Origin of the sequence: Sorangium sp. So ce1036 (assembly GCF_051369805.1) — a bacterium.
Classification (GTDB): domain Bacteria; phylum Myxococcota_A; class Polyangia; order Polyangiales; family Polyangiaceae; genus Sorangium; species Sorangium cellulosum_F.
Genome location: NZ_JBBMOX010000001.1, coordinates 5,619,641 through 5,640,100 on the forward strand (window position 1 = coordinate 5,619,641; position 20,460 = coordinate 5,640,100).

16 protein-coding genes are annotated in these 20,460 nt (G+C 72.5%); 11 read left to right on the top strand and 5 right to left on the bottom strand.

The window, feature by feature from the left end:
• The first annotated feature begins 529 nt into the window (after positions 1-529).
• From WMF31_RS21235 to WMF31_RS21245, 3 genes are all read left to right on the top strand, one after another.
• Positions 530-871 carry a hypothetical protein gene (locus WMF31_RS21235; RefSeq protein ID WP_436603698.1) on the top strand — a complete coding sequence of 114 codons (342 nt, stop codon included), beginning with the start codon at positions 530-532 and terminating at the stop codon, positions 869-871.
• Between the two features lie 36 nt (positions 872-907).
• Positions 908-1,441: a hypothetical protein gene (locus WMF31_RS21240; RefSeq protein ID WP_436603699.1), complete on the top strand. Its 534-nt coding sequence runs from the start codon at positions 908-910 to the stop codon at positions 1,439-1,441.
• A 542-nt stretch (positions 1,442-1,983) separates the two neighbouring features.
• Entirely contained in the window at positions 1,984-3,117 is a 1,134-nt protein-coding gene (locus WMF31_RS21245) for a pectate lyase (RefSeq protein WP_436603700.1), read from the top strand.
• A gap of 82 nt (positions 3,118-3,199) precedes the next feature.
• Here WMF31_RS21245 and WMF31_RS21250 read toward each other — a convergent pair whose 3' ends face one another.
• On the bottom strand, positions 3,200-3,898 hold the full coding sequence (locus WMF31_RS21250; RefSeq protein ID WP_436603701.1) for an HD domain-containing protein: 699 nt from the start codon (positions 3,896-3,898) through the stop codon (positions 3,200-3,202).
• A gap of 122 nt (positions 3,899-4,020) precedes the next feature.
• Between WMF31_RS21250 and WMF31_RS21255 the strand changes: the two genes are divergently transcribed.
• A complete protein-coding gene (locus tag WMF31_RS21255) occupies positions 4,021-5,346 on the top strand; it encodes a sigma 54-interacting transcriptional regulator (protein ID WP_436603702.1) in 1,326 nt (441 codons plus the stop codon).
• A gap of 51 nt (positions 5,347-5,397) precedes the next feature.
• Here WMF31_RS21255 and WMF31_RS21260 read toward each other — a convergent pair whose 3' ends face one another.
• From WMF31_RS21260 to WMF31_RS21275, 4 genes are all read right to left on the bottom strand, one after another.
• A complete protein-coding gene (locus WMF31_RS21260; RefSeq protein WP_436603703.1) occupies positions 5,398-6,216 on the bottom strand; it encodes a hypothetical protein in 819 nt (272 codons plus the stop codon).
• Positions 6,217-6,244: 28 nt separating this feature from the next.
• Complete coding sequence (locus tag WMF31_RS21265; protein ID WP_436603704.1) at positions 6,245-7,879, bottom strand: serine/threonine-protein kinase; 1,635 nt, start codon at positions 7,877-7,879, stop codon at positions 6,245-6,247.
• A gap of 99 nt (positions 7,880-7,978) precedes the next feature.
• The gene (locus WMF31_RS21270) at positions 7,979-9,184 is read right to left on the bottom strand and encodes a vWA domain-containing protein (RefSeq protein WP_436603705.1); all 1,206 of its coding nucleotides are present in this window, start codon (positions 9,182-9,184) and stop codon (positions 7,979-7,981) included.
• Between the two features lie 214 nt (positions 9,185-9,398).
• Positions 9,399-10,625: a pectate lyase family protein gene (locus tag WMF31_RS21275; RefSeq protein ID WP_436603706.1), complete on the bottom strand. Its 1,227-nt coding sequence runs from the start codon at positions 10,623-10,625 to the stop codon at positions 9,399-9,401.
• A 329-nt stretch (positions 10,626-10,954) separates the two neighbouring features.
• On the opposite strand from WMF31_RS21275, the gene pheS reads away from it, so the two are divergent.
• From pheS to WMF31_RS21310, 7 genes are all read left to right on the top strand, one after another.
• On the top strand, positions 10,955-12,004 hold the full coding sequence (gene pheS, locus WMF31_RS21280; RefSeq protein ID WP_129347733.1) for a phenylalanine--tRNA ligase subunit alpha: 1,050 nt from the start codon (positions 10,955-10,957) through the stop codon (positions 12,002-12,004).
• Between the two features lie 33 nt (positions 12,005-12,037).
• Positions 12,038-14,470, top strand: a complete 2,433-nt coding sequence (pheT, locus tag WMF31_RS21285; RefSeq protein ID WP_436603707.1) for a phenylalanine--tRNA ligase subunit beta — start codon at positions 12,038-12,040, stop codon at positions 14,468-14,470.
• A gap of 500 nt (positions 14,471-14,970) precedes the next feature.
• Positions 14,971-16,212 carry an enolase C-terminal domain-like protein gene (locus WMF31_RS21290; protein WP_436603708.1) on the top strand — a complete coding sequence of 414 codons (1,242 nt, stop codon included), beginning with the start codon at positions 14,971-14,973 and terminating at the stop codon, positions 16,210-16,212.
• The gene (locus tag WMF31_RS21295) at positions 16,209-17,327 is read left to right on the top strand and encodes a hypothetical protein (protein ID WP_436603709.1); all 1,119 of its coding nucleotides are present in this window, start codon (positions 16,209-16,211) and stop codon (positions 17,325-17,327) included. Before WMF31_RS21290 ends, WMF31_RS21295 begins: the two co-directional genes overlap by 4 nt.
• Entirely contained in the window at positions 17,324-18,097 is a 774-nt protein-coding gene (locus WMF31_RS21300) for an SDR family NAD(P)-dependent oxidoreductase (protein WP_436603710.1), read from the top strand. The genes WMF31_RS21295 and WMF31_RS21300 overlap by 4 nt, the downstream gene beginning before the upstream one ends.
• Positions 18,094-19,746, top strand: coding sequence for an MFS transporter (locus WMF31_RS21305; protein ID WP_436603711.1), 1,653 nt, complete (start codon positions 18,094-18,096; stop codon positions 19,744-19,746). Before WMF31_RS21300 ends, WMF31_RS21305 begins: the two co-directional genes overlap by 4 nt.
• A gap of 37 nt (positions 19,747-19,783) precedes the next feature.
• A complete protein-coding gene (locus tag WMF31_RS21310; protein WP_436603712.1) occupies positions 19,784-20,434 on the top strand; it encodes a bifunctional 4-hydroxy-2-oxoglutarate aldolase/2-dehydro-3-deoxy-phosphogluconate aldolase in 651 nt (216 codons plus the stop codon).
• Positions 20,435-20,460: the final 26 nt, after the last annotated feature.

The window sequence follows — 20,460 nt, forward strand, 5'->3', positions numbered from 1 at the left end:
AGCGCGAGCGGGAACGCGTGAATCCTACCTGTGTTTCTGCTTGAGCTCATCGTTCAGCTTCACCTGTGCTCTGACTGGGATGCTGGGGTCATCGTTCGGTTCGTCGTCGAGGCAGCGGACGTCGGAGCTCGATGGGTGGTGCTCGCCGGCGACGCCACTTTCGGGCTGCCGCGGTTCGCCTCACCGGTCCTGCGGAGCTCCTACGCAACGGGCGTGCCGCTCGGCGCCACCCCTGCCCGGCCGCCCGGCTCTTCGGGGGCCTCCTGCGGCACGGCTGGACTCCTTATGGCCTTTGGCGCGCCGGCGCTGGCGTGGGCGGCTGTCCTGGAGGAGCTGGCGGAGGTCCCGGGGACGGCCGCTGGTCAACGTGCGGTTGACACCGTGGTACGGCGGTGCCGTCAATCACGTCAACTCGTGGTTGACGCGGCGACCGCGGCGCGCGGCGACGGGGACCTCCACGGCGCGAGCCCAGCGCGGCTCGCTGCGGCCGCGCTCGGGGCGGAACGAGCCGTGGGCAGGCGGGGTCGACGTGCGGCTCCAGCATCCCCGCTTCCGGATGGGCGATGCCGGGGCCGCGCCGGCGTCGGGGTTCGAGCCCGATGTCACGACGGACGGCGCCTCGGCGTACAACATCGTGATCGACCACCGCTCGGTCGCGTGGGGCGTCGACGAGGATCTGTCGGTCTGGGGCCCCCGCTTCGACGGCCCCGACGGCACGTCGCGCCGCGTCACCCTCAGCAACAACATTGTCGCCGAAGGGCTCCTCGAATCCATCCACGAGAAGGGCTCACACTCCATGGGCACACTCGTGCACGATGACTGCACCGACGTCACCGTCGTCGGCAATCTCTTCGCCCACAACAACGAGTGAAACCCCTGGTTCAAGGGGTTCGCGACAGGGGCGATCGTGAACAACGTCGTCTACAACCCCGGGAAATGGGCGATGCGGCTTGGCCCCGTCCTGAAGGAGTGGGCGAGCTCTGGCATCACGCCGGCGCCTCCCAGCGTCAGCATCGTCGGCAACTACATGCGGCACGGCGCCGACACGAAGCCGGGCCTCGCGATGGTGGGCACCAACTCGCTGGGATCAGCCTACCTCGAGGACAACATCGCCGTGGACGCGCTCGGCGACCCGGTGCCGATCGCCGCCCCGGAGATCACCGTCCTCGCCGACGAGCCCGTGTGGCCCGAAGGCCTCGTCGCGCTCCCGGTGGCGTCGGTCGTGGAGTGGGTGCTCGCACACGCGGGCGCCCGACCCAGAGACCGCGACGAGGTCGATCTCCGCATCATCACAGACTTCCGGTCCGGCGGCGGCACGTTCGTGAACAGCCAGGATGAGGTGGGAGGCTACCCGTCGGCAGAGCCGACCTCGCGGCCGCTGGTCGTCCCGACCGAGGACATCGAGGGCTGGCTCGAGCGCTTCGCCGACGAGCTCGAGTAACGGTCGCTGGCAACACCGTCCACCCCGCGTAGCGGGGCATACTCGTTGCTGGGATGATCCAGCCAACCGCGCGAGGGCGCTCCGAGCCCGCCGCTCGCATCGTGGGAGTTCAGCAGAGTTCTCGGTGACGCAGGACACGCGTTGACACGCGGGCTGGCCGCTGCCCCAAAGAACAGGCGCCGGCCGAGCGATCGTGAGGGCGTCACCAGGAGCCCGCTTGCAGGAGGCAGGAAAGCCGTCCGCGCGCGCGGTGCACGCGCACGTCAACAGCGACCGTCAACCGGTGTCGCCCCGGAGTTGACAGGTCCACCTCCGCGGAGATCCGCGCGACGTCCCGAACTCCCGCCGCGCGTCTTGGACCGCCCCTTGCACCCAGGGACCATAGGGACCATCTGAACGGCGTGGAGCGTGGGTTCGTGCTTGCCCCGCGACGGGGTCGAGCCGAGGAGTCGACGGGCGCAGGCCGGCGTCAACCAAGCGCGTCCGGACCGCGAGCCGTCCGCCATGAATCCAGAACGAGAGGTAGCGAGATGAGATTCGGAATGACGTCAGCTTTCACTTTGTTGCTCGTGATCGGCGCCGCCGGAGCAGCCCAGCTCGGCTGTTCGGGCGGCGACGTGACGCCGGACGATGGTGGCCAGGGGGGCGGCGCGACCAGCAGCACCGTCGCGACCGGCGGCGGCAGCAGCACGACCAGCGCCACCGGCAGCAGCGCCACGACCACGAGCAGCACGACCGCGAGCGGCACGACCAGCGGCACCGGCGGCAGCGACACGAGCAGCGCGACCAGCGGCGCCGGCGGCAGCGGCGCCGGCGGCAGCGACAGCGGCACCGGCGGCGGCGACAGCGGCGCCGGCGGCAGCGACACGAGCAGCGCGACCAGCGGCACCGGCGGCGCGGGCGGAGGGGAGCCGCTCGGCGACGAGATCCCGATGGAGATCCCGACGCCCACCAACGGCGACGGCGAGATCAGGACCGAGACGACGCGTCTGAAGAACGCCGCCAACGGCGGCCAGGACGTCTACGACTTCAACAACCAGAAGATCGGCGTCAACAACACCGAGGATTGCGACGACGGGGAGGGCCAGAAGACGGTGTTCGAGGTCGAGGACGGCGTCACGGTGAAGAACCTCATCATCGCGGGCGGGCTCCCCGGCGGCAACGGCATCGTCTGCCTCGGCGACTGCACCCTCGATCACGTCTACTGGGAGGACGTCTGCGAGGACGCGGCCACCAACAGCAAGGACGGGGCGACGATGAGGATCAACAGCTCCATCGCCCTGCACTCCGCGGACAAGATCTTCCAGCACAACGCCAAGGGCGGCTCCACGACCATCGTCACGAACTCGTACATCGCCGACTTCGGCAAGCTCTGGCGCTCCTGCGGCGATTGCACGGCCAACGGCGGCCCGCGCAACCTGATCATCGACAACGTCAGGGTGGATGGCGTCAAGACGACGATCGCGGGGGCGAACCAGAACTACGGGGACACCGTCACGATCACCGATCTCTACGTCAAGGGGGGCTACGACGAGGAGGACGACAAGCCGAAGATCTGCCAGGAGTACGAGGCCGTCACCGACCACAAGGGCGAGTCCAAGAAGCTCCACGGCGGCGCGAGCCAGTGGAACACCGAGACGTGCCGCGTGAGCAAGAGCGACGTGAAGAGCTGGTGATCGCGCGGCGCGGGCGCTCGCCCCCCGCGGCCCGCGGGCGTCGCGTCCCGCAGGCCGCGCCGGGGAGCCCTCGACAGACAGGCTACGAGCCCGCGCCGCCCGGCGCCACCGCGAGCTTCCGGCGCAGGTTCTCTCTCGCGCGCGCTTCGAGGCGATCCCGGAAATAAGGCGAGAGGAAGATGCGCTCGGCGGCGAGCAGCTTCTCGAAGAAGCTGCGCCGGCCGAGCGCGTAGAGCTCGGCCGGCACGGCGCAGTACTCCTCTGCGATGCCCCGATCATAGGCGTCGAACGTCGCCGCGTCGCTGCCCAGGATGGCCATGTCGCAGTCGAGGAACAGCGCCTCTTCCTCGTCGACGTCCGCCGGCGCGAGCGCGCCGTGCCGCGCCGTCAGCAGGACGAGCCGCGTGACGAGGCCCGCGTCGAGCCCTTCGCCGGGCAGCCACCGCGCGATCGCCTCCCGCGCGAGCTCCGCGCTGCGCGCCTCGTTGTCGTGGCGACCGGGCACGTACACCGCGTCGTGAAAGAGCGCCGCGAGGAACACCTCGCGCGGCCTCCGCCAGCCGACATCGCGCCCCGCCTCATCGAAGCGAGCGAGCACCTCGCGCACGTGAGTCAGGTCGTGGTACGCGCGCCCGGGCTCGCTGTACGCCGCGCGCAGGGCGCTCCACAGCGGCTCCGGCAGGGCGAGCCCGCCCGGCCCCGGAGGCGGCGTGGCGCCGGCGCAGCCGCCGTCGCGCCCGTCATTCACCGTCACGGCCCGCTCCTCGTCGATCCTCGCCATGGAGCGCATCGTCACCGGGCGCGCCACGGTGTCAATCACCTCCGCGGACCGCGGCGCGCGACGCATGCCGCTGGTAATCCGCGCGGCTTTCGGAGATGCTGCCCTCCCCGCTCGCCGCTCCGATGCACGACTCCACCCGGACGATCACGACACTTCGCAGCGACGCCGTCGAGGTCCCCGACCTGCGCGTCGTCGCCACGCCCCAGAAGGGCCCCCCGATCGAGGCCGCCCTGGGCGTGGCCCCGCTCGTCCTCGGGACGAGCGCCGAGTGCGATGTCGTCATCCCCGATGCCCGCGTGTCCCGCCGCCATTGCCAGCTCCGGCTGACGCCTCGGGGGATCGTCCTCACCGATCTCGGCAGCAAGAACGGCACGTTCATCAACGACGTCCTCATCCATGAGGGCTTCCTGACCCCGAGCGCCGTCGCGTCCCTGGGCGGCGTCTCCCTCACCGTCCGCCTCTGCGGCGCCCCCGTGCTCGTCCCGCTCTCCACCTCGGCGAGCTTCGGGGAGGCCCTCGGCGGCAGCGTCCCCATGCGCGCGCTCTTCGCCCGCCTGGAGCGCGCCGCCGCCACCTCGGAGACCATCCTGCTCCTCGGCGAATCCGGCACCGGCAAGGAGGTCCTCGCCCGCGCCATCCACGACGCGAGCCCTCGGCGTGGCGGCCCCTTCGTCGTGTTCGACTGCAGCGCCGTCGCCCCGGGCCTCATCGAGGCCGAGCTCTTCGGCTACACGAAGGGCGCCTTCACGGGCGCCCAGGCCGCGCGCGCCGGCCTGCTCGAGGAGGCGAACGGCGGCACGCTCTTCATCGACGAGATCGGCGAGCTTCCCCTCGATCTCCAGCCGAAGCTCCTGCGCGCCCTCGAGGCCCGCCAGGTCCGCCGCATCGGCGCCGCCGCGTACACGTCCTTCGACGCCCGGGTCGTCGCCGCCACCCACCGCGACCTCCAGGGCCGCATCGCCTCGGGCGCCTTCCGCGAGGATCTCTACTACCGGCTCGCCGTCGTCGAGGCCGTCGTGCCCCCGCTGCGCGAGCGCAAGGAGGACATCCCGCTGCTCGTCGAGCGCTTCCTCGCGGCGCAGGTGCCGCCGCGATCGCTCGACGATCTGCCCCCGAACGCGCTGGAGCTGCTCAAGGGGCACCACTGGCCGGGCAACGTGCGCGAGCTCCGCAACACCGTCGCGCGGCTCGTGCTGTTCCCGCACCTGGCCGAGCAGGCGATCGTCAAGGTGGCGCCGCGGGTGGACGACATGGGCGTCGGCCCGCTCGCCGCGCTCACGCTCCGCGAGGCGCGCGACATGGTCGTCGAGCAGTTCGAGCGGCGCTTCATCTCCATGAAGCTCCGCGATCACGGCGGCAACGTCGCCCGGGCCGCCGCGTCGATGGGCGTCTCCCGGCAGCTCGTCCACCGGCTCATGGAGCGCTACGGCATCCGGAGCAAGGGCTGACGGCCCGCCCACGGGGGCCGGCGCGACAGGCGCCCGGGCGCTCAGTACGGGTCAGAACGAGCCGCGCAGCGAGAGCCCGACGCCGTCCGGCAGCAGGGCGGCGCCCGCGGCCGGCGCCGCGGGGGCGACGGGATCGAGCTGGAAGTACAGCGCCGCGCCCGCGCCCGCCGCGACGAGGCCCAGGCCGGCGCTGATCGCGCCGGCCTTCCAGAGCGTGTCGATCGCGTCGACCTCGTCCGCGGGACACCGGGGCGCGCAGCGGGCGCTGACGAGATCGCTCCGCTCGATGTGCCCCTTGATGCCGAGGACGGCGCCGGCGGCGAGCGCCACCGCGCCGCCGCCGACGAGCACGAGCGGCCAGCGCCGCCGTACCCGCGCCGCCCCGGCGATCTCGGGCGGCGGCGCGGCGCGCGGGAAGCGCACGGCGATCGGCAGCGCCTTGTCGCCGGGCGACACCGTGACCACGGCGACGACGCGCGCCCCGGCCGCGTCCTCGAAGGTCAGCGTGTGCCGCCCGGGATCGACCTCGACCGGGGCCTCGGGGATGGCCTCGACGAGCAACGCGCCGTCGAGGAATACCCGTACCCGTCCCGGCGCGCGGCCGTCCGCGGACGTGGCGGACAGCGCCACGCTGGGCATGTCGCGCTCGATCATCTCGAGCCAGACATTGCAATCCGCGGCGAGCGTCGCCGGGCACGCGCTCACGCACGCGCGGAGCTCCGCGCGGCTGCGCAGGAACGCGCGGTCGCGGCGGAGCTGCTGAGCCTGCTCGTACGAGCTCGCGCACGCCTCCCCGATGCCCTGCGCGCGGGCACGCGAGCCCGTGAGCAGCGTGGCGACCATGCTGACGACAAGGAGGCCCCGTCTCATCGCAGCGCAGGCTACACGCATCCGTCGCTCACAGGCACTCGCGCTTGATCCGCCGGATTCCCTTGGCGTCCACATAGTAGGGCGGCGCGCAGCGCGACCGCGGGCGCGCGCTGCGCGCGGGGGCCGTGGCGCGCGCGGCGCCGGTGCGCCCCGGCTCGGCCCTGGGCGCGCCCGCATCCGCCTGCGCGGACGCGCTCGCAGGCCGCGGCACGGCCGCGCTCGAGGGCGCCGCCGGCGCTCCCGCGGAGGCGCTCGCACGCCCCGGCACGCCCGCGCTCGAGGCCGCCGCCGGCGCCTCCGGAGAGGCCGCCGCGGGCGTCGCGGCCGGCGGCGAGGGCGCGCCGACCAGGGCCGGCTCGGGCGAGGGCGCCTCGAGCTCGGGGCGCACGCCGCAGCGCTGGCCGGCGAGCGCCGCGAGGACGAGCGAGCCGGCCGCGGCCGCGAGCGCGGAGGCGCGGGCGATCCGCGCGCCCCGCCGCGCTCGCGGCGTCGCGGGGACCGCGGTCACGAGCGCGACAGGCTTCGGCCGCGCCACGTCCTCGACGGTCCTCGTCAGCGTCGGGAGCGTCACCGAGGATCGCCGCTCGCCGGCGAGGCCGTCCGGCGGCGGCGAAGGGCGCGGCTCGATCGCGCGCGGCAGCCTTCGGTCGATGACGGCAGGGCTCGACGGCATCGGCGTCGCGACCGCGGGGCTCCGCTGCGACGTCTCGATCTCGGCGAGGCTCCTCGCCCGCGCCGCGAGGAGCGGCTCGGCGGTCTCCTCGACCCACGCCCCGACCGCGCGCGGGCTCGCCGGCGGCAGCGCCGCTTCCAGCGCCGCGGCCATCTCCAGCGCGGTCGCGTAGCGCCGCTCGGGGTCCTTCGCGAGGCCCCGGAGCACCACCCGGTCGAGCTCCTCGGAGACCTCACCGAACGCGCTCGGCGGCTGGATCACGCCCTCGAGGATCCGCCCGAAGATCGCCGCGTCGCTGTCCCCCGTGAACAGCCGCCGTCCGGTGAGCACCTCCCACAGCACCACGGCCGCGGCGTAGATGTCGGTGCGGCGGGTCAGCGGGGCGCCGCGCAGCTGCTCCGGCGCCATGTAGCTGAGCTTGCCCTTGAGCTGCCCCTCGCGGCTCACCTGGCTCCGCACCGCCGCGCGCGCGATGCCGAAGTCGAGCACGCGCGCGATCCCGTCCTCGCCGACCAGGATGTTCTGCGGCGAGACGTCGCGGTGGACGATCTGGAGCGGGGCGCCGTCCTCGGCCGTGGCCTCGTGCGCCGCGTGCAGGCCCGCGAGCGCGCCGGCGAGGATGGCCGACCCGATCGGCTGCGGCACCCGGGCCCCTCGCTGGCCGGCCTCGCGGAGCAGACCCGCGAGCGACTCGCCCGCGATGTACTCCATGACCAGGAAGAGCTCTCCGTCGGCCTGGACGCTGTCGAGCGTGGCGACGACGTTCGGGTGGTGGATGCGCACCGCGAGCCGCGCCTCGTCGAGGAGCATCGATGAGAACTCGGGATCCATCGCGAACTGCGGGTGCAGGCGCTTGATCGCGACGGTGCGGGCGAAGCCGCGGGCGCCGACGAGCCGGCCGAAGTGGACGGACGCCATCCCTCCGGACGCGATCACGCCGTGGAGCGTGTATCGGTCAAGGGTCCTCGGCTCGCGCTCCCCGGCAGCCATCGTTGCCCTGTTCTACATCATCTCGGCGGTGTCACCGGGCGGCAGCGCGCGCTCGCGCCGAGGGCCGAGCGGGGATGCCCGGAGCGAGGCGGCCGCCGGTCACCGCGGCACGACGATCACGCTCTCGCAGGTGAAGTCGACGCTCAGGGTCGCCTTCACGTCGGCCTGGATGGTGTCGCACGCGCCGGGGCAGATCACGATCTGCGTCGGGCTCGCGGGATCGTCGTAGCGCCAGGCGCCCTCGGTCGCGCAGGTCTGGTCGTAGGTGAGCGCCGCGGGCGTGTCCGAGCCGTCCGTCGTGTGGAGCACGCGGACCTTCTCCTTGTCGAAGGTCCGGCCATCGGGGGCGGGCGGGATCTCCATGGTGCACGACACCGCGGCGCCGCGGATCCGGTCGACGGCGTCCCTGAACGCGGCGGTGGTCTGCGAGGGATTGCCCGTGTCGATGAGGATGGCCTCCTCGGTGCCGCCCGCGGCCGCGATCTCGTGCAGGTCGGAGAGGGTCTTGGGCGCGCCCTCGATCGGAGGGTTCTCGACCCCGATGACGTACGTCGAGATCTCCTTCGCGAGCGCCGCCTGAGCGTCGGCCACGACGGCGTCGATCGAGTTGGACTCCTCGTCGCAGTCCTGCGGGTAGCCGTCCGTCACGAGCACGATCGCGTATTTCCCGGGGTTCTCCTGGCGCGCGGCCTCGATGAACCCGATCGTGCCCTCCATGACCCACGCCGTCGGCGTGCCGCCGCGCCAGTCGCGCGAGGACTTCGGCTCGATCGCGTCGAGCGCCTCCTTGAAGGCGTCGGACGGGAGCGGCGTCAGCGGCACATCCGGCGTCGTGTAGGCCTCGAGCGTGCATCGGACGTCCTTCTCATCGGGAAAGAACGTGAGCGAGGCCGTGAGCCCGCTCGACGCGGGATCCGAGAAGAACTCCTTGGTCGCCGCGACCACCGGGTCCCACTTGGCCTCCTTGTCGTGCCATTCCTTGTCGCCCTGGCCCATGCTGCCCGACACGTCGAACGCGAAGGCCAGGTACACGGGCTGAAGCGAGGCCGCCGACGTCTGCGTGACGCACGATCCGCCGGCCCCCGCCGACCCCTCGCCGCCCGCGCCCGTCGCGCCGACGTCGATGCCGCCGAGGTCCGGCGCGCCCCCCTGGCCGGAGGCCCCGCCGGAGGCTTCCCCGGAAGCCCCGCCGGAGGCTTCACCGGCGGGTTCACCGGAAGCTCCGCTGGAGGTCTGGCCTCCATCGCTGCCCCCGCGGTCGTCGCGCACGTTGGTGGCGCTGCACCCGGCTCCGACAGCCACCACGGTCAGCAAAGAGATGGTAACCGTAAGACAATTCACATCCATGCTCCCTTCCCCCATCGCGCGCCGTCCCCCGCCGCGCCGGGGGTTGAACGGCCGACATCGCGTGTGTGGCGGGGAGCACTTTAGCAACCCGTACGCCGTGGAGCAGCCCCGCGCGGTGACTGCGGCGCGTGGATCGTCGCCGACCGGCGCACCGTGTCGGACGCGGGGCGACTCAAGGCAGGTTCTCGAGGGGATCGGTCTTGCCGACGCCCGCGTGCTCCGTGACGAGGGCCTTGACGTCCTCCACGTCGTCGAGCGGATAGCCGTAGGGCGCTTCCCAGGTGCAATCCTTCCCGGAGGCCTGGTCGCCGGTGGTCTCCTCGAACTTGTTGTCGCGCCGGTCCGTGCCGCCCGCGTCGCTGTCCAGCGTGGTGATGGGGTGCTTGACCCTGTAGAAGTGGTTGCCCTCGACCCGCAGGCACGCGTCGACGCGCGAGTTCACGCCCGACGTGGGGATGTCCTCGAAGTACGAGTTGTAGATGTGCCCCTTGCCGCCGCGGTAGCTCGGCAGCCGGGAGTTGACGTTCCTGATGTGGTTGTGGTGAAAGGTGACCCTGCGATCGATGGTGTCGCTGTCCGACGCGCCGATCAGCATGCCTTTCCAGTGATCGTGGAGGTAGCTCCACGAGATGGTGACGTCCGAGCTGTCTCGGGTGATGTCGATGAGACCGTCGTACTTGTCCTTGTCGGGCTGAACGGCGGGGGAGTCGGCCCAGAGCTCGCAGTGATCGATCCACACGTTGTGGGTCCCCTCGAGGTGGATGGCGTCGCCGTCCTCGGCTTCCACGTGGTGGATCTTCAGGTTGCGGAGGATGATGTTGGACGACTTCCTCAGGGTGAGCTCGACGCCGTCGAGCTCGCCGCTCGTGCCGACCCCCACGATGGTCTTGTCGGAGGCGACGCGCACCTTCTCGCTGCCGGAGATCTTGCCGGTGATCTGGATGATCAGCGGCTCCTCCCGCCCGGCCGCTGCCTGCAGCTCGCTCAGCGTGCTCACGGAGACGACGGCGCCGCCCTTGCCGCCGGTGGTGCCGCTGCCATAGCCGTAGAGCCTGAAATCCGGGCCGCCGCTGGCGCTGGAGCCGCCGCTGCCGTCGGAGCCGCCGCTGCCGCTCGCGGTCGTGCTGCCGTCGGCGCCGCCGCTGCCATCGGAGCCGCCGCTGCCATCGGAGCCGCCATTGCCGCTCGCGGTCGTGCTGCCGTCGGCGCCGCCGCTGCCGCCGGCGCCGCCGCTGCCGCTCGCGGTCGTGCTGCCGTCAGCGCCGCCGCTGCCGCTCGTCGTCGTGCTGCCGCCTCCCGACGTCTCGTCCCCGTCGTCCGAGCCACAGCCGATCGCGAGGATTCCGGTGACACAAGCCATGAGCAGCGTGCTCGTGGCAATTCTGATCCTGAAGCTCATGATTCAAGTTCCTTTCTGAATGCACCTGATTAGCAATCGCCGGGCCACCGCACGAGCAGCGCGCTCGCGCGCTCGCGAGGCGCCACACGCCGTCAACCCGGCGTTGACGGCGTGGACACCCGTTGTTGCGCCCGGGGGCGCGGCGCCGCGGATCTGGCGCGCTCCTCCGAGCGCCGGGAGCCACGCCCCGCGCACCGCGAGGCGCGCTCCACCGCGGTCGCCCCGCGCCGGACGCCCCCCGCGCGCGCCGACGCGGGGCGCTGCGCGCTGGCGCCGCGCCGGAGGTCACGCCTTGCGTTGCCAGGGCCCCTGGGGTAAGGGGGGCGGCAATGAGTGGTCCCGAACTCGGCCGCCTCATCGACGAGGTCGATCGGACGGTCGACGTCCAGTTCGCCGCCGTCGGCGACGTCGATGAGCTGAACCGCCTGTATGCCAGCCTGCTCGGGCGCCGCGGCTCGCTCAATGCCCTGATGAAGCAGCTGCCCGGCGCGGCGCCGGCGGAGCGCAAGCTCCTCGGACAGCGCCTCAACGCGGTCAAGGGCCGCGTCGAGCGCGCCCGCGAGGAGGCCACCGCGCGCATCAAGCGGACGGCCCGCGAGCGCGAGCTCTCCGCGCCGCCCCTCGATATCACCCTGCCCGGACGGTGGCGCGCGCCGGGGCGGCCGCACCCCATCATGCGGACCCTCGACGAGATCGTCGATATCTTCGTCGGGCTCGGGTTCGACGTGGCCGAAGGGCCGCAGATCGAGCTCGCGCGCTACAACTTCGACCTCCTCGGGTTCCCCGCGGATCACCCGGCGATGGACATGCACGACACGTTCTACATCGCCGGAGATCCCGGCCAGAACGTGCTGCTCAGGACGCACACGAGCCCGGTGCAGGTGCGCGAGATGCTCTCCCACCCTCCCCCGGTCATGATCGTCGCGCCCGGCGTCGTCTATCGCCGCGACGACGACGCCAGCCACAGCCCCATGTTCGTGCAGATCGAGGGCCTCGTGGTCGACCGCGACGTGTCCCTCGCCGATCTGAAGGGCCTGCTCGAGGTCTACAGCCGCCGGATGTTCGGTGAGGACACGAAGACGCGCTTCCGGCCGAGCTACTTCCCCTTCACCGAGCCCAGCGCGGAGCTCGATGTGTCCTGCCTCGTCTGCTACGGCGAGAACCGCGCTTGCCCGCAGTGCAAGGGGACAGGCTGGCTGGAGGTGCTCGGGTGCGGCATGGTCCACCCGACGGTGCTCCGGAACGTCGGGATCGACCCCGAGGTCTATACAGGGCTGGCGTTCGGCATCGGCGTGGATCGCACGGCCAACATGAAGTTCGCCGTCGACGATATCCGCAGCTTCTACGAGAACGACGTCCGCTTCCTCGGAAGCCTCTAGGCGATTGTCCCAAGGCCGCAGCCCCGATTCCCCATGTTGATATCCTACCAGTGGACGAAAGAGATCCTCGGCGCCGATCCCGGCGTCGACGCCGTGGTATCGGCGCTCGGCCGCGGCGGGCTCGAGGTCGACCGCGTGACGCACGTCGGCGCCTCGCTGCGCCCGGTCGTCCTCGCGAGCGTCGTCGCGACGCGTCCGCACCCCAACAGAAAAGGCCTCACGCTGGTCCGCGTGGACGCCGGCGGCCGGGAGGTGGAGGTGGTGTGCGGCGCGCCGGTCATCCCGCCCGCGCCGGCGCTCGTCTGCTACGCGCCCGTGGGGGCAGAGGTCCTGGATCGCACCGGCGCGCCCATCACCCTGACCGAGAAGGCGGTCGCCGGCATCACCTCGCCCGGCATGCTCTGCGCCGAGGACGAGCTCGGGCTCGGCTCGAGCCACGAGGGGCTGCTCACGATCGAGGGCGGCCGCCCCGGGCAGTCGCTGCTCGACTGGGAGCCGCGCCTCGAGGACTGGATCATCGAGCTCAGCGTCACGCCGAACCGGCCCGACGCGCTGGGCCACCTCGGCGTGGCCCGGGACGTGGCCGCGGTGCTCGGGCTCCCGTTCCAGCCGCCCGGCGTCGCGCCGCCGCGGGCGGTCGGCGGCGGGGCGCGCGCGGCCGTGGAGGTGCGCAGCAAGGAGGGGTGCCCCCGGTATGCCGGCCAGGTGATCGAGGGGGTCCGCGTGGGCCCGTCGCCGCTCTGGGCGCGGGTGCGGCTGGGCCGCCTCGGGGTCCGGCCGATCAGCAACCTCGTCGACGCGACCAACCTGGTGATGCTCGAGCGGGGGCAGCCGCTGCACGCCTTCGATCTCGACACGCTGCGCCTGCCGATCGAGATCCGGAGGGCCCGGCCGGGCGAGGCGTTCGTCGCGCTCGACGGGCAGCAGCTCTCCTTGCACGAGGACGACCTCGTGATCGCCGACGCGGAGCGCGTCCTGGCCCTGGCCGGCGTGATCGGGGGCGCGGACAGCGGCGTCACCGCGACGACGCGCCGGGTGTTCCTCGAGTCGGCCTACTTCGAGCCGCGCGGCATCCGGCGCACCGCGCGCCGGTACGGCTTCCACACCGAGGCGTCGCACCGCTTCGAGCGGGAGGTGGACATCTCGGGGGTCCCCCTGTCGCGCGACCGCGGGAGCGCCCTCCTCTGCGAGCTCGCCGGCGGCGAGGCGGCGGGCGAGCCGATCGACGCGTACGTCGCGCCCCGCGCCCCGCGCCGCCTGACGCTCCGGCTGCCCCGCTACCAGCGGATCATCGGGGCCGAGGCCCCGGCGCGGACGCGCGAGATCCTGACCACGCTGGGCATCTCGATCGTGGAGCAGCAGGCGGACGCGCTCGTCGTCGACGTGCCGGCGCACCGGCCCGACATCGCCGAGGAGATCGACCTCATCGAGGAGGTCGCGCGCGTCGCCGGGTACGACCAGATCCCGAGCCGGCTCCCGCGCATCGCGGCGGCGCCCGCCGGCGCGAAGGGCGATTACCGGCTCCGGCGCCGCGTGCGCCAGCTCTGCACCGGCATCGGGCTGCACGAGGCGGTGACGTACTCGTTCCTCTCGCCCGGGGATCTCAGGGCGGCGGGCCTCGCCGCCGCGCCGGTCCTCCGGCTGCAGAACCCGCTCTCCGAGGAGAAGTCGGTGATGCGCCCGTCGCTCATCCCGGGGCTCCTCACGGTCGCGCAGCGCGCGCAGCGGTACAACGTGCCCCGGGTGCGGCTGTTCGAGGTGAGCCAGGTGTTCCTGCCCCGGCAGGGCGAGGCCCCCGCCGAGCGCGGCGCGGGCGGGGTCGAGCGGCCGCCCGTGGACGAGCCGACCCGGCTCGCGATCCTCCTCGCGGGGCCGCGCGACACGTACCTGTCGCCGCCCGAGGACGTCGATTTCTACGACGGAAAGGGCGTGGTCGAGGCGGTGCTGGCGGAGCTCGCCGGCAGCGCGGCGGCGGCGCTCGACCTGGAGGGGGAGCCCCCGCCGTGGGCGCACCCGCGCAAGGGCGCCCGCGTCACGCTCGACGGCCGCCCCGTCGGGCACGTGGCGGAGCTCCACCCGGACGTGCGCGACGCGCTGGAGCTCACCGCCGGCGCGGTGGCGGCGGAGCTCGATCTCCAGGCCGTGGCGCGCTCGTACCGCGCGCCGGTGGCCGTGAAGCCGAGCCGGTTCCCGGCGATGCGGCACGACGTGGCGCTCCTCCTGCCGCTCGAGGTGCCGGCGGGCCAGGTGCTCGACGTGCTGCGCACCACGGCCGGCGAGCGCTGCGAGAAGGTGGAGCTGTTCGATCGCTACCGCGGCAGCGAGCTCCCGCCCGGGACCCACTCGCTCGGCTTCGCCCTCTGGTTCCGCTCGCCCGAGCGCACCCTGACCGACGACGAGGTCGATCGGTGGACGCGCGCCGCGGTGGACGCCGCCAAGGCGCGCTTCGGCGCCCAGCAGCGCTGACGACGCCCTCGCCGCGCGACGCGCGCACCGGAGTCGCCTCGTGATCACAGAGGCGATCCGGTCGCTCCTTCGCTCTTCACGACCCCAGGACACCACGACGCGCGCTCCCGCCCGGGAGCCGACGCGCGCGTCGCGCGCCGCCATCGACGGTGGTGGGGTAGCTCCCTGATCTTTTGTTACGAGCCGTGATCACTTCCGTACTGGTCGGGAATATTCCCGCGCCGCATGGAAAGCTTCCGTACTGGTCGGGAATACTCCCGTGCCGAACGGAAAACTCCGTGCGTACGAGCTCGTGCCTTTCCACTCGTTCTGAGGGCTCATCTGGCCTCTGCGAGACGCCCACTCGTCGGGAGCCGAAAACGACACTTCGATTCCTTCTCTGAACCTGGTCTGTTCCGCCGCGCGCGGGAGCGCGGGCGTGATGCACAGCGAAGCACAACGGAGGGGCCGTCGCCGATGGACTCGCCCCTTCACCGCCGGTCCCCGGGAGCACGTCCTGCATGAGGATTGTCGATATCCGCGCCACCACCGTCACCGTCCCGCTCGAGGCGCCCCTGCGCCACGCGAACGGCTGTCACTGGGGTCGCTTCGTGCGCACCCTCGTCGAGGTCGAGGCGGACAACGGGCTCGTCGGCCTCGGCGAGATGGGCGGCGGGGGCGAGTCGGCCGAGGCCGTGTTCCGGGCGATGAAGGCCTATCTCGTGGGCCACGACCCCGCCCGCCTCGAGGAGATGCGGTTCCGGATCGCGAACCCGACGGCCTCTCTCTACAACAACCGCACCCAGATCCTCGCCGCGCTGGAGTTCGCCTGCCTCGACCTGCTCGGGCAGGCGTTCGGCGTGCCGGTCCACGACCTCCTCGGCGGCAAGCTGCAGGACGAGGTCCCCTTCGCCTCCTACCTCTTCTTCCGCTACGCGAACCCCGACGGCTCCGGCGAGGTGCGCACGCCGGAGCAGCTCGTGGAGCACGCGAAGGCGCTGAAGAAGGAGCACGGGTTCACCTCGCACAAGCTCAAGGGCGGCGTGTTCCACCCGGATTACGAGCTCGACTGCTACCGCGCGGTCGCCCACGCCGTCGGGGGAGATCGGGTCCGCTTCGATCCGAACGCCGTCTGGTCGACGGAGCAGGGCATCCGCTTCGGGCAGGCGATCGAGGACCTGAACAACGATTACCTCGAGGACCCCGTCTTCGGCCTCCACGCGATGCGGCGCACCCGCGAGAAGGTGCGGATGCCGCTCGCGACGAACACCGTCGTCGTCAACTTCGAGCAGCTCGCCGCGAACGTGCTGGACACGGCCGTGGACGTCATCCTGCTCGACACGACGTTCTGGGGCGGCATCCGGCCCTGCGTGAAGGCGGCCGGGATCTGCGAGACGTTCGGCCTCGGCGTCGCGGTCCACTCCTCGGGCGAGCTCGGCGTGCAGCTCGCCACGATGCTGCACCTCGGGGCGGTGATCCCGAACCTCTCGTTCGCCGCCGACGCGCATTACCACCACCTGAGAGACGACGTGATCCAGGGGGGCCCGCTCCCTTACCGGAGCGGCCGCATCCGCGTCCCCGAGGGCCCCGGCCTGGGCGTGCGCCTCGACCGCGACAAGCTCGCTCACTACGCCGAGGAGTACCGCCGCCTGGGCTCCTATCCCTACGACAGAGATCCGCTGCGCCCGGGCTGGTCGGCCACCGTGCCGAACGAGCGCTGGGCCGATCCGAAGGATAACCGCATCCCTGAGGTGCCGAGATGACCCTCGCCGAGCGCGTTGCCAGAGCCGTCGACGCCGCGCCCGTCGTCGATCTCCACACCCACCTGTTCGCGCCCCAGTTCGGCGCGATGAACCTGTGGGGCGTCGACGAGCTCTTGACCTATCATTACCTCGTCGCGGAGACCCTCCGCGCCGAGCCGAAGCTCGCGCCCGAGGCGTTCTTCGCCCGCGACAAGGCGGCGCAGGCCGACCTCGTGTGGGACGCGCTCTTCGTCCGCCGCTCGCCGCTGTCCGAGGCCGCCGCGGGCGTCGCGACCGTGCTCGCCGCCTTCGGCCTCGACCCCGCCGCCCGGGACCTGCGCGAGGCGCGCGCCTTCTTCGCCGCGCGCCGGGTCGAGCAGCACGTGGAGGACGTGCTGCGCCTCGCCGGCGTGAGCGCGCTCGCGATGACGAACGACCCGACCGATCCGGAGGAGCGCGCGCTCTGGGAGGCGGGCCTCGCGCCCGATCCGCGGTTCCACGCCGCGCTGCGCCTCGATCGCCTCATCGCCGCGCAGGATCTGAGGGCCGAGCTCACGCGGTGGATCGCCCGGATGCGGCCGCGCTACCTCGCGATCTCCGTCAACGAGGTCTCGGCCCCGCCCCGGGCGGTGCTGGACGCGTGCCGCGAGCACGACCTGCCGTTCGCGATGATGATCGGCGTCCGGCGCGCGGTGAACCCCCGCCTCGGCGTGGCCGGCGACGGGGTGAGCGCCGTCGACCTGACCCCGCTCGAGCGGCTCGCCGCGGAGAACCCCGACGTCCGCTTCCTGGTCACGACGCTCGCGCGCGAGAACACGCACACCCTCTGCGTCGTGGCGCGGAAGTTCGCCAACGTCCTCCCGTTCGGCTGCTGGTGGTTCATGAACAACCCGAGCCTCATCGAGGAGACGACCATGATGCGCCTGGAGATGCTCGGGCCGACGTTCGTGCCCCAGCACTCCGACGCGCGCGTCCTCGATCAGCTCATCTACAAGTGGCGCCACTCGCGGCGCTCGATCGCGAGCGCGCTCACGCGGCGCTACGGCGCGATGCCCGTCCCGCCGACCGACGCCCAGATCGAGCGCGACGCGCGGGCGCTCCTGGGCGGCATCGCAGGGGAGTGGCTGAAGGCATGACCAAGCTCTTCGACATCGCGGGCCGCAAGGCGGTCGTCATCGGCGGGACGTCCGGCATCGGGCGCGCGATCGCCCTCGGCCTCGCCGAGGCGGGGGTCCACACCGTCGCGTCGGGCACCCGGGCGGACCGCGCGCGCGCGGTCACCGAGGAGCTCCGCGCCCGGGGGGTCCGCTCGCTCGAGGCGACGTGCGACGTCGGCGACCGGGCGTCGCTCGACGCCCTGCGTGAGCGGGTCCTCGAGGCGCTCGGCGGCGTCGACATCCTCGTCAACTGCGCCGGCCGGACCTTCCGCAAGCCCACGACCGACGTCGGCGACGCGGAGTGGAACAGCCTGCTCGACACGAACGTCACGGGCATGCTGCGCGCCTGCCAGTCGTTCCACGGCCCCCTGCGCGAGAGCGGCCGCGGCCGCATCGTCAACGTCGCCTCGCTGTCGAGCTTCGTCGCGTTCCACGAGGTGGCGGCCTACGGCGCGTCCAAGGCCGCCGTCATGGCGCTCACCCGGAGCCTCGGCACCGAGTGGGCGAAGCACGGCATCCGGACCAACGCCCTCGTGCCCGGCGTCTTCGTGACCGACCTCAACCGCGCCCTCCTCGAGGGCACGCCGCGCGGGCAGGAGCTGCTCACCCGCACCCCGCTCGGCCGCTTCGGCGAGACGCAGGAGCTGGTCGGCGCGGCGCTCTTCCTCTGCTCGGACGCGGTGAGCTTCGTCACCGGCACGAGCCTCGTTGTCGACGGCGGCTTCCTGGCTTCGGCGGTGAACCAATGACTGCGTCATCCCCCGTCGCCCCGGCGCGCCAGGGCACTGTCACCCGGGTCCGCTGGACCATCTGCGCGCTCCTCTTCTTCGCGACGACGATCAACTACCTCGATCGGCAGCTCTTCTCCCTGCTGATCCCGTTCTTCGAGGACGAGCTGCGCCTCGGGCCGACGGACCTCGCGCTCATCAACGTGAGCTTCCTGCTCGCCTACGGCTTCGGCATGGTGTTCGTGGGTCGCTGGATCGACCGCATCGGCACCGGCAAGGGGCTGAGCGCGACGTTCCTGCTCTGGAACGTCGCCTCGGCGGGCCACGCGTTCGTCGGCAGCTTCGCCGGCTTCGCCGGGATCCGCTTTTTGCTCGGGGTCGGCGAGGCGGGCAACTTCCCGTCCGCCGTCCGCACGGTCGCCGAGTGGTTCCCCAAGAAAGAGCGGGCGCTCGCCACCGGGCTGTTCAACTGCGGCTCGAACGTGGGCGCCATCCTCGCCCCGCTCCTCGCGGTGCGCATCGCGGAGGCGTACGGCTGGCGCACCTGCTTCCTCCTGCTGGGCGGCGTCGGCGTCGTGTGGATCTTCTTCTGGAATCGCCTCTACCGGCGGCCCGAGGAGCACCCGAAGGTGTCGCCCGAGGAGCTCGCGCACATCCGCTCCGACGCGAAGGAGTCGACCGAGTCGCTCGGCGTCGGCGAGGTGTTCGGGATGCGGCCCGTCTACGCGGTCGCCATCGCGAAGTTCTTCACCGACGCGCCGTGGTGGTTCTACCTCACCTGGCTGCCGAAGTTCCTCGTCAGCGAGTTCAACCTCAAGCCGACCTTCATGGCCTACGCGATCCCCGTCGTGTTCCTCGTGGCCGACGGCGGCGCGGTCGGCGGCGGCTGGCTCTCCTCGCGGCTCATCGCGGGCGGCCGCTCCGTCGGCGCGGCGCGGAAGCTCGCGATGCTCGTCTGCGCGCTCTCCGCGGTGCCCGTCATGGCGGTCGGGCAGCTCGTCGGCGTCCCGAGCGTCGCGGGCATCCCCACGGTCTTCGTCGCGGTCGCGATCCTGTCGCTCGCCGCGGCCGCGCACCAGGGCTGGAGCAGCAATCTCTACACGCTCGTCTCGGACGCCCTCCCGCGTCCGGCCATGGCGACGGTGGTCGGCGTCATGACCGCGTTCGGCGTCGTCGGCGGCGCGCTCTTCCAGATCTTCGTGGGCTGGTCGCTCAAGATCACGGGCTCGTACGCCCTGCCGTTCCTGCTCGCGGGGACGCTGTACCTCATCGGGCTGCTCGCGCTGCACCTCGTCCTGCCGCGGGTCGAGCCGGTCACGCCCAAGCGGAGCGTGCCGAAGGCGGCGATCGTCGCCGGCGGCGTGGTGATGCTCGCCAGCATCGCGGGGCTGCAGTTCGCCCTCAACCGTCCTCCCTACACCTCCGTCGCGGACTACCGCGCGACGCGGTCCGCCCAGCTGGGGGCGACGGGCGCGCCCACCGAGGGCCCCGCGGCGCGCGTGGGCTGGATGGATGCGCGCTGGTATCTCTGGCCGACGCCCGAGGGGACCAAGGCCGAGCTCATCAAGCTCGACCGCGACGCGCGGCCGATCGTCGAGCCCAGGGGCGCCTCCGCCAAGGGCTACGAGGGCCCGACCGCGGAGCAGGTCCAGGCCTCGGAGGCGCCATGAGCCGGCGCGATGGAGCCGGGCACGGCCGGGTGGACCGATGAACAAGGGAGACGTCCTTGCATGGATCAGGCGCACGCGCGTCGTTCCCATCGTGCGCACGAGCTCGGCCGAGCTGGCCTTTCGGGCGGTCGAGGCCCTCATCGAGGGTGGGCTCGACGTGCTCGAGATCACGATGACCGTGCCCGGCGCGGTGGAGGTCGTGCGTGAGATCTCCGCGCGCCACGGCGATCGGGCGCTCGTCGGCGCGGGCACCGTGCTCGACCCCGCCACCGCGGAGGCGTGCGTCGAGGCCGGGGCGCGCTTCATCGTCAGCCCGGCGCTGGACGAGCCGACGCTGAGGGCGTGCCTCGCGATGAACGTCGTCCACGCCCCCGGCGCGCTCACCCCCACCGAGATCGTGGCGGCCCACCGGGCGGGCGGGGACGTCATCAAGGTGTTCCCCTGCGACGCCCTCGGCGGCGCCGCGTACCTCAAGGCGGTCAAGGCGCCGCTGCCGCATATCCCGCTCATGCCCACCGGCGGCGCGACGCTGGACAACGTGGGCGCCTTCCTCGCGGCGGGCGCGGAGGCGGTCGGCGTCGGCACGAGCCTCGTCGACCTCGGGCTTCTGCGCGAGGGACGCCGCGAGGAGCTCGTCGCCCGCGCCCGCGCGTTCCGCGAGGCGTGCCGCCCGTCGGACGCGCGCTGAGGAGGCGCAGACACCGCTCGTCGTTT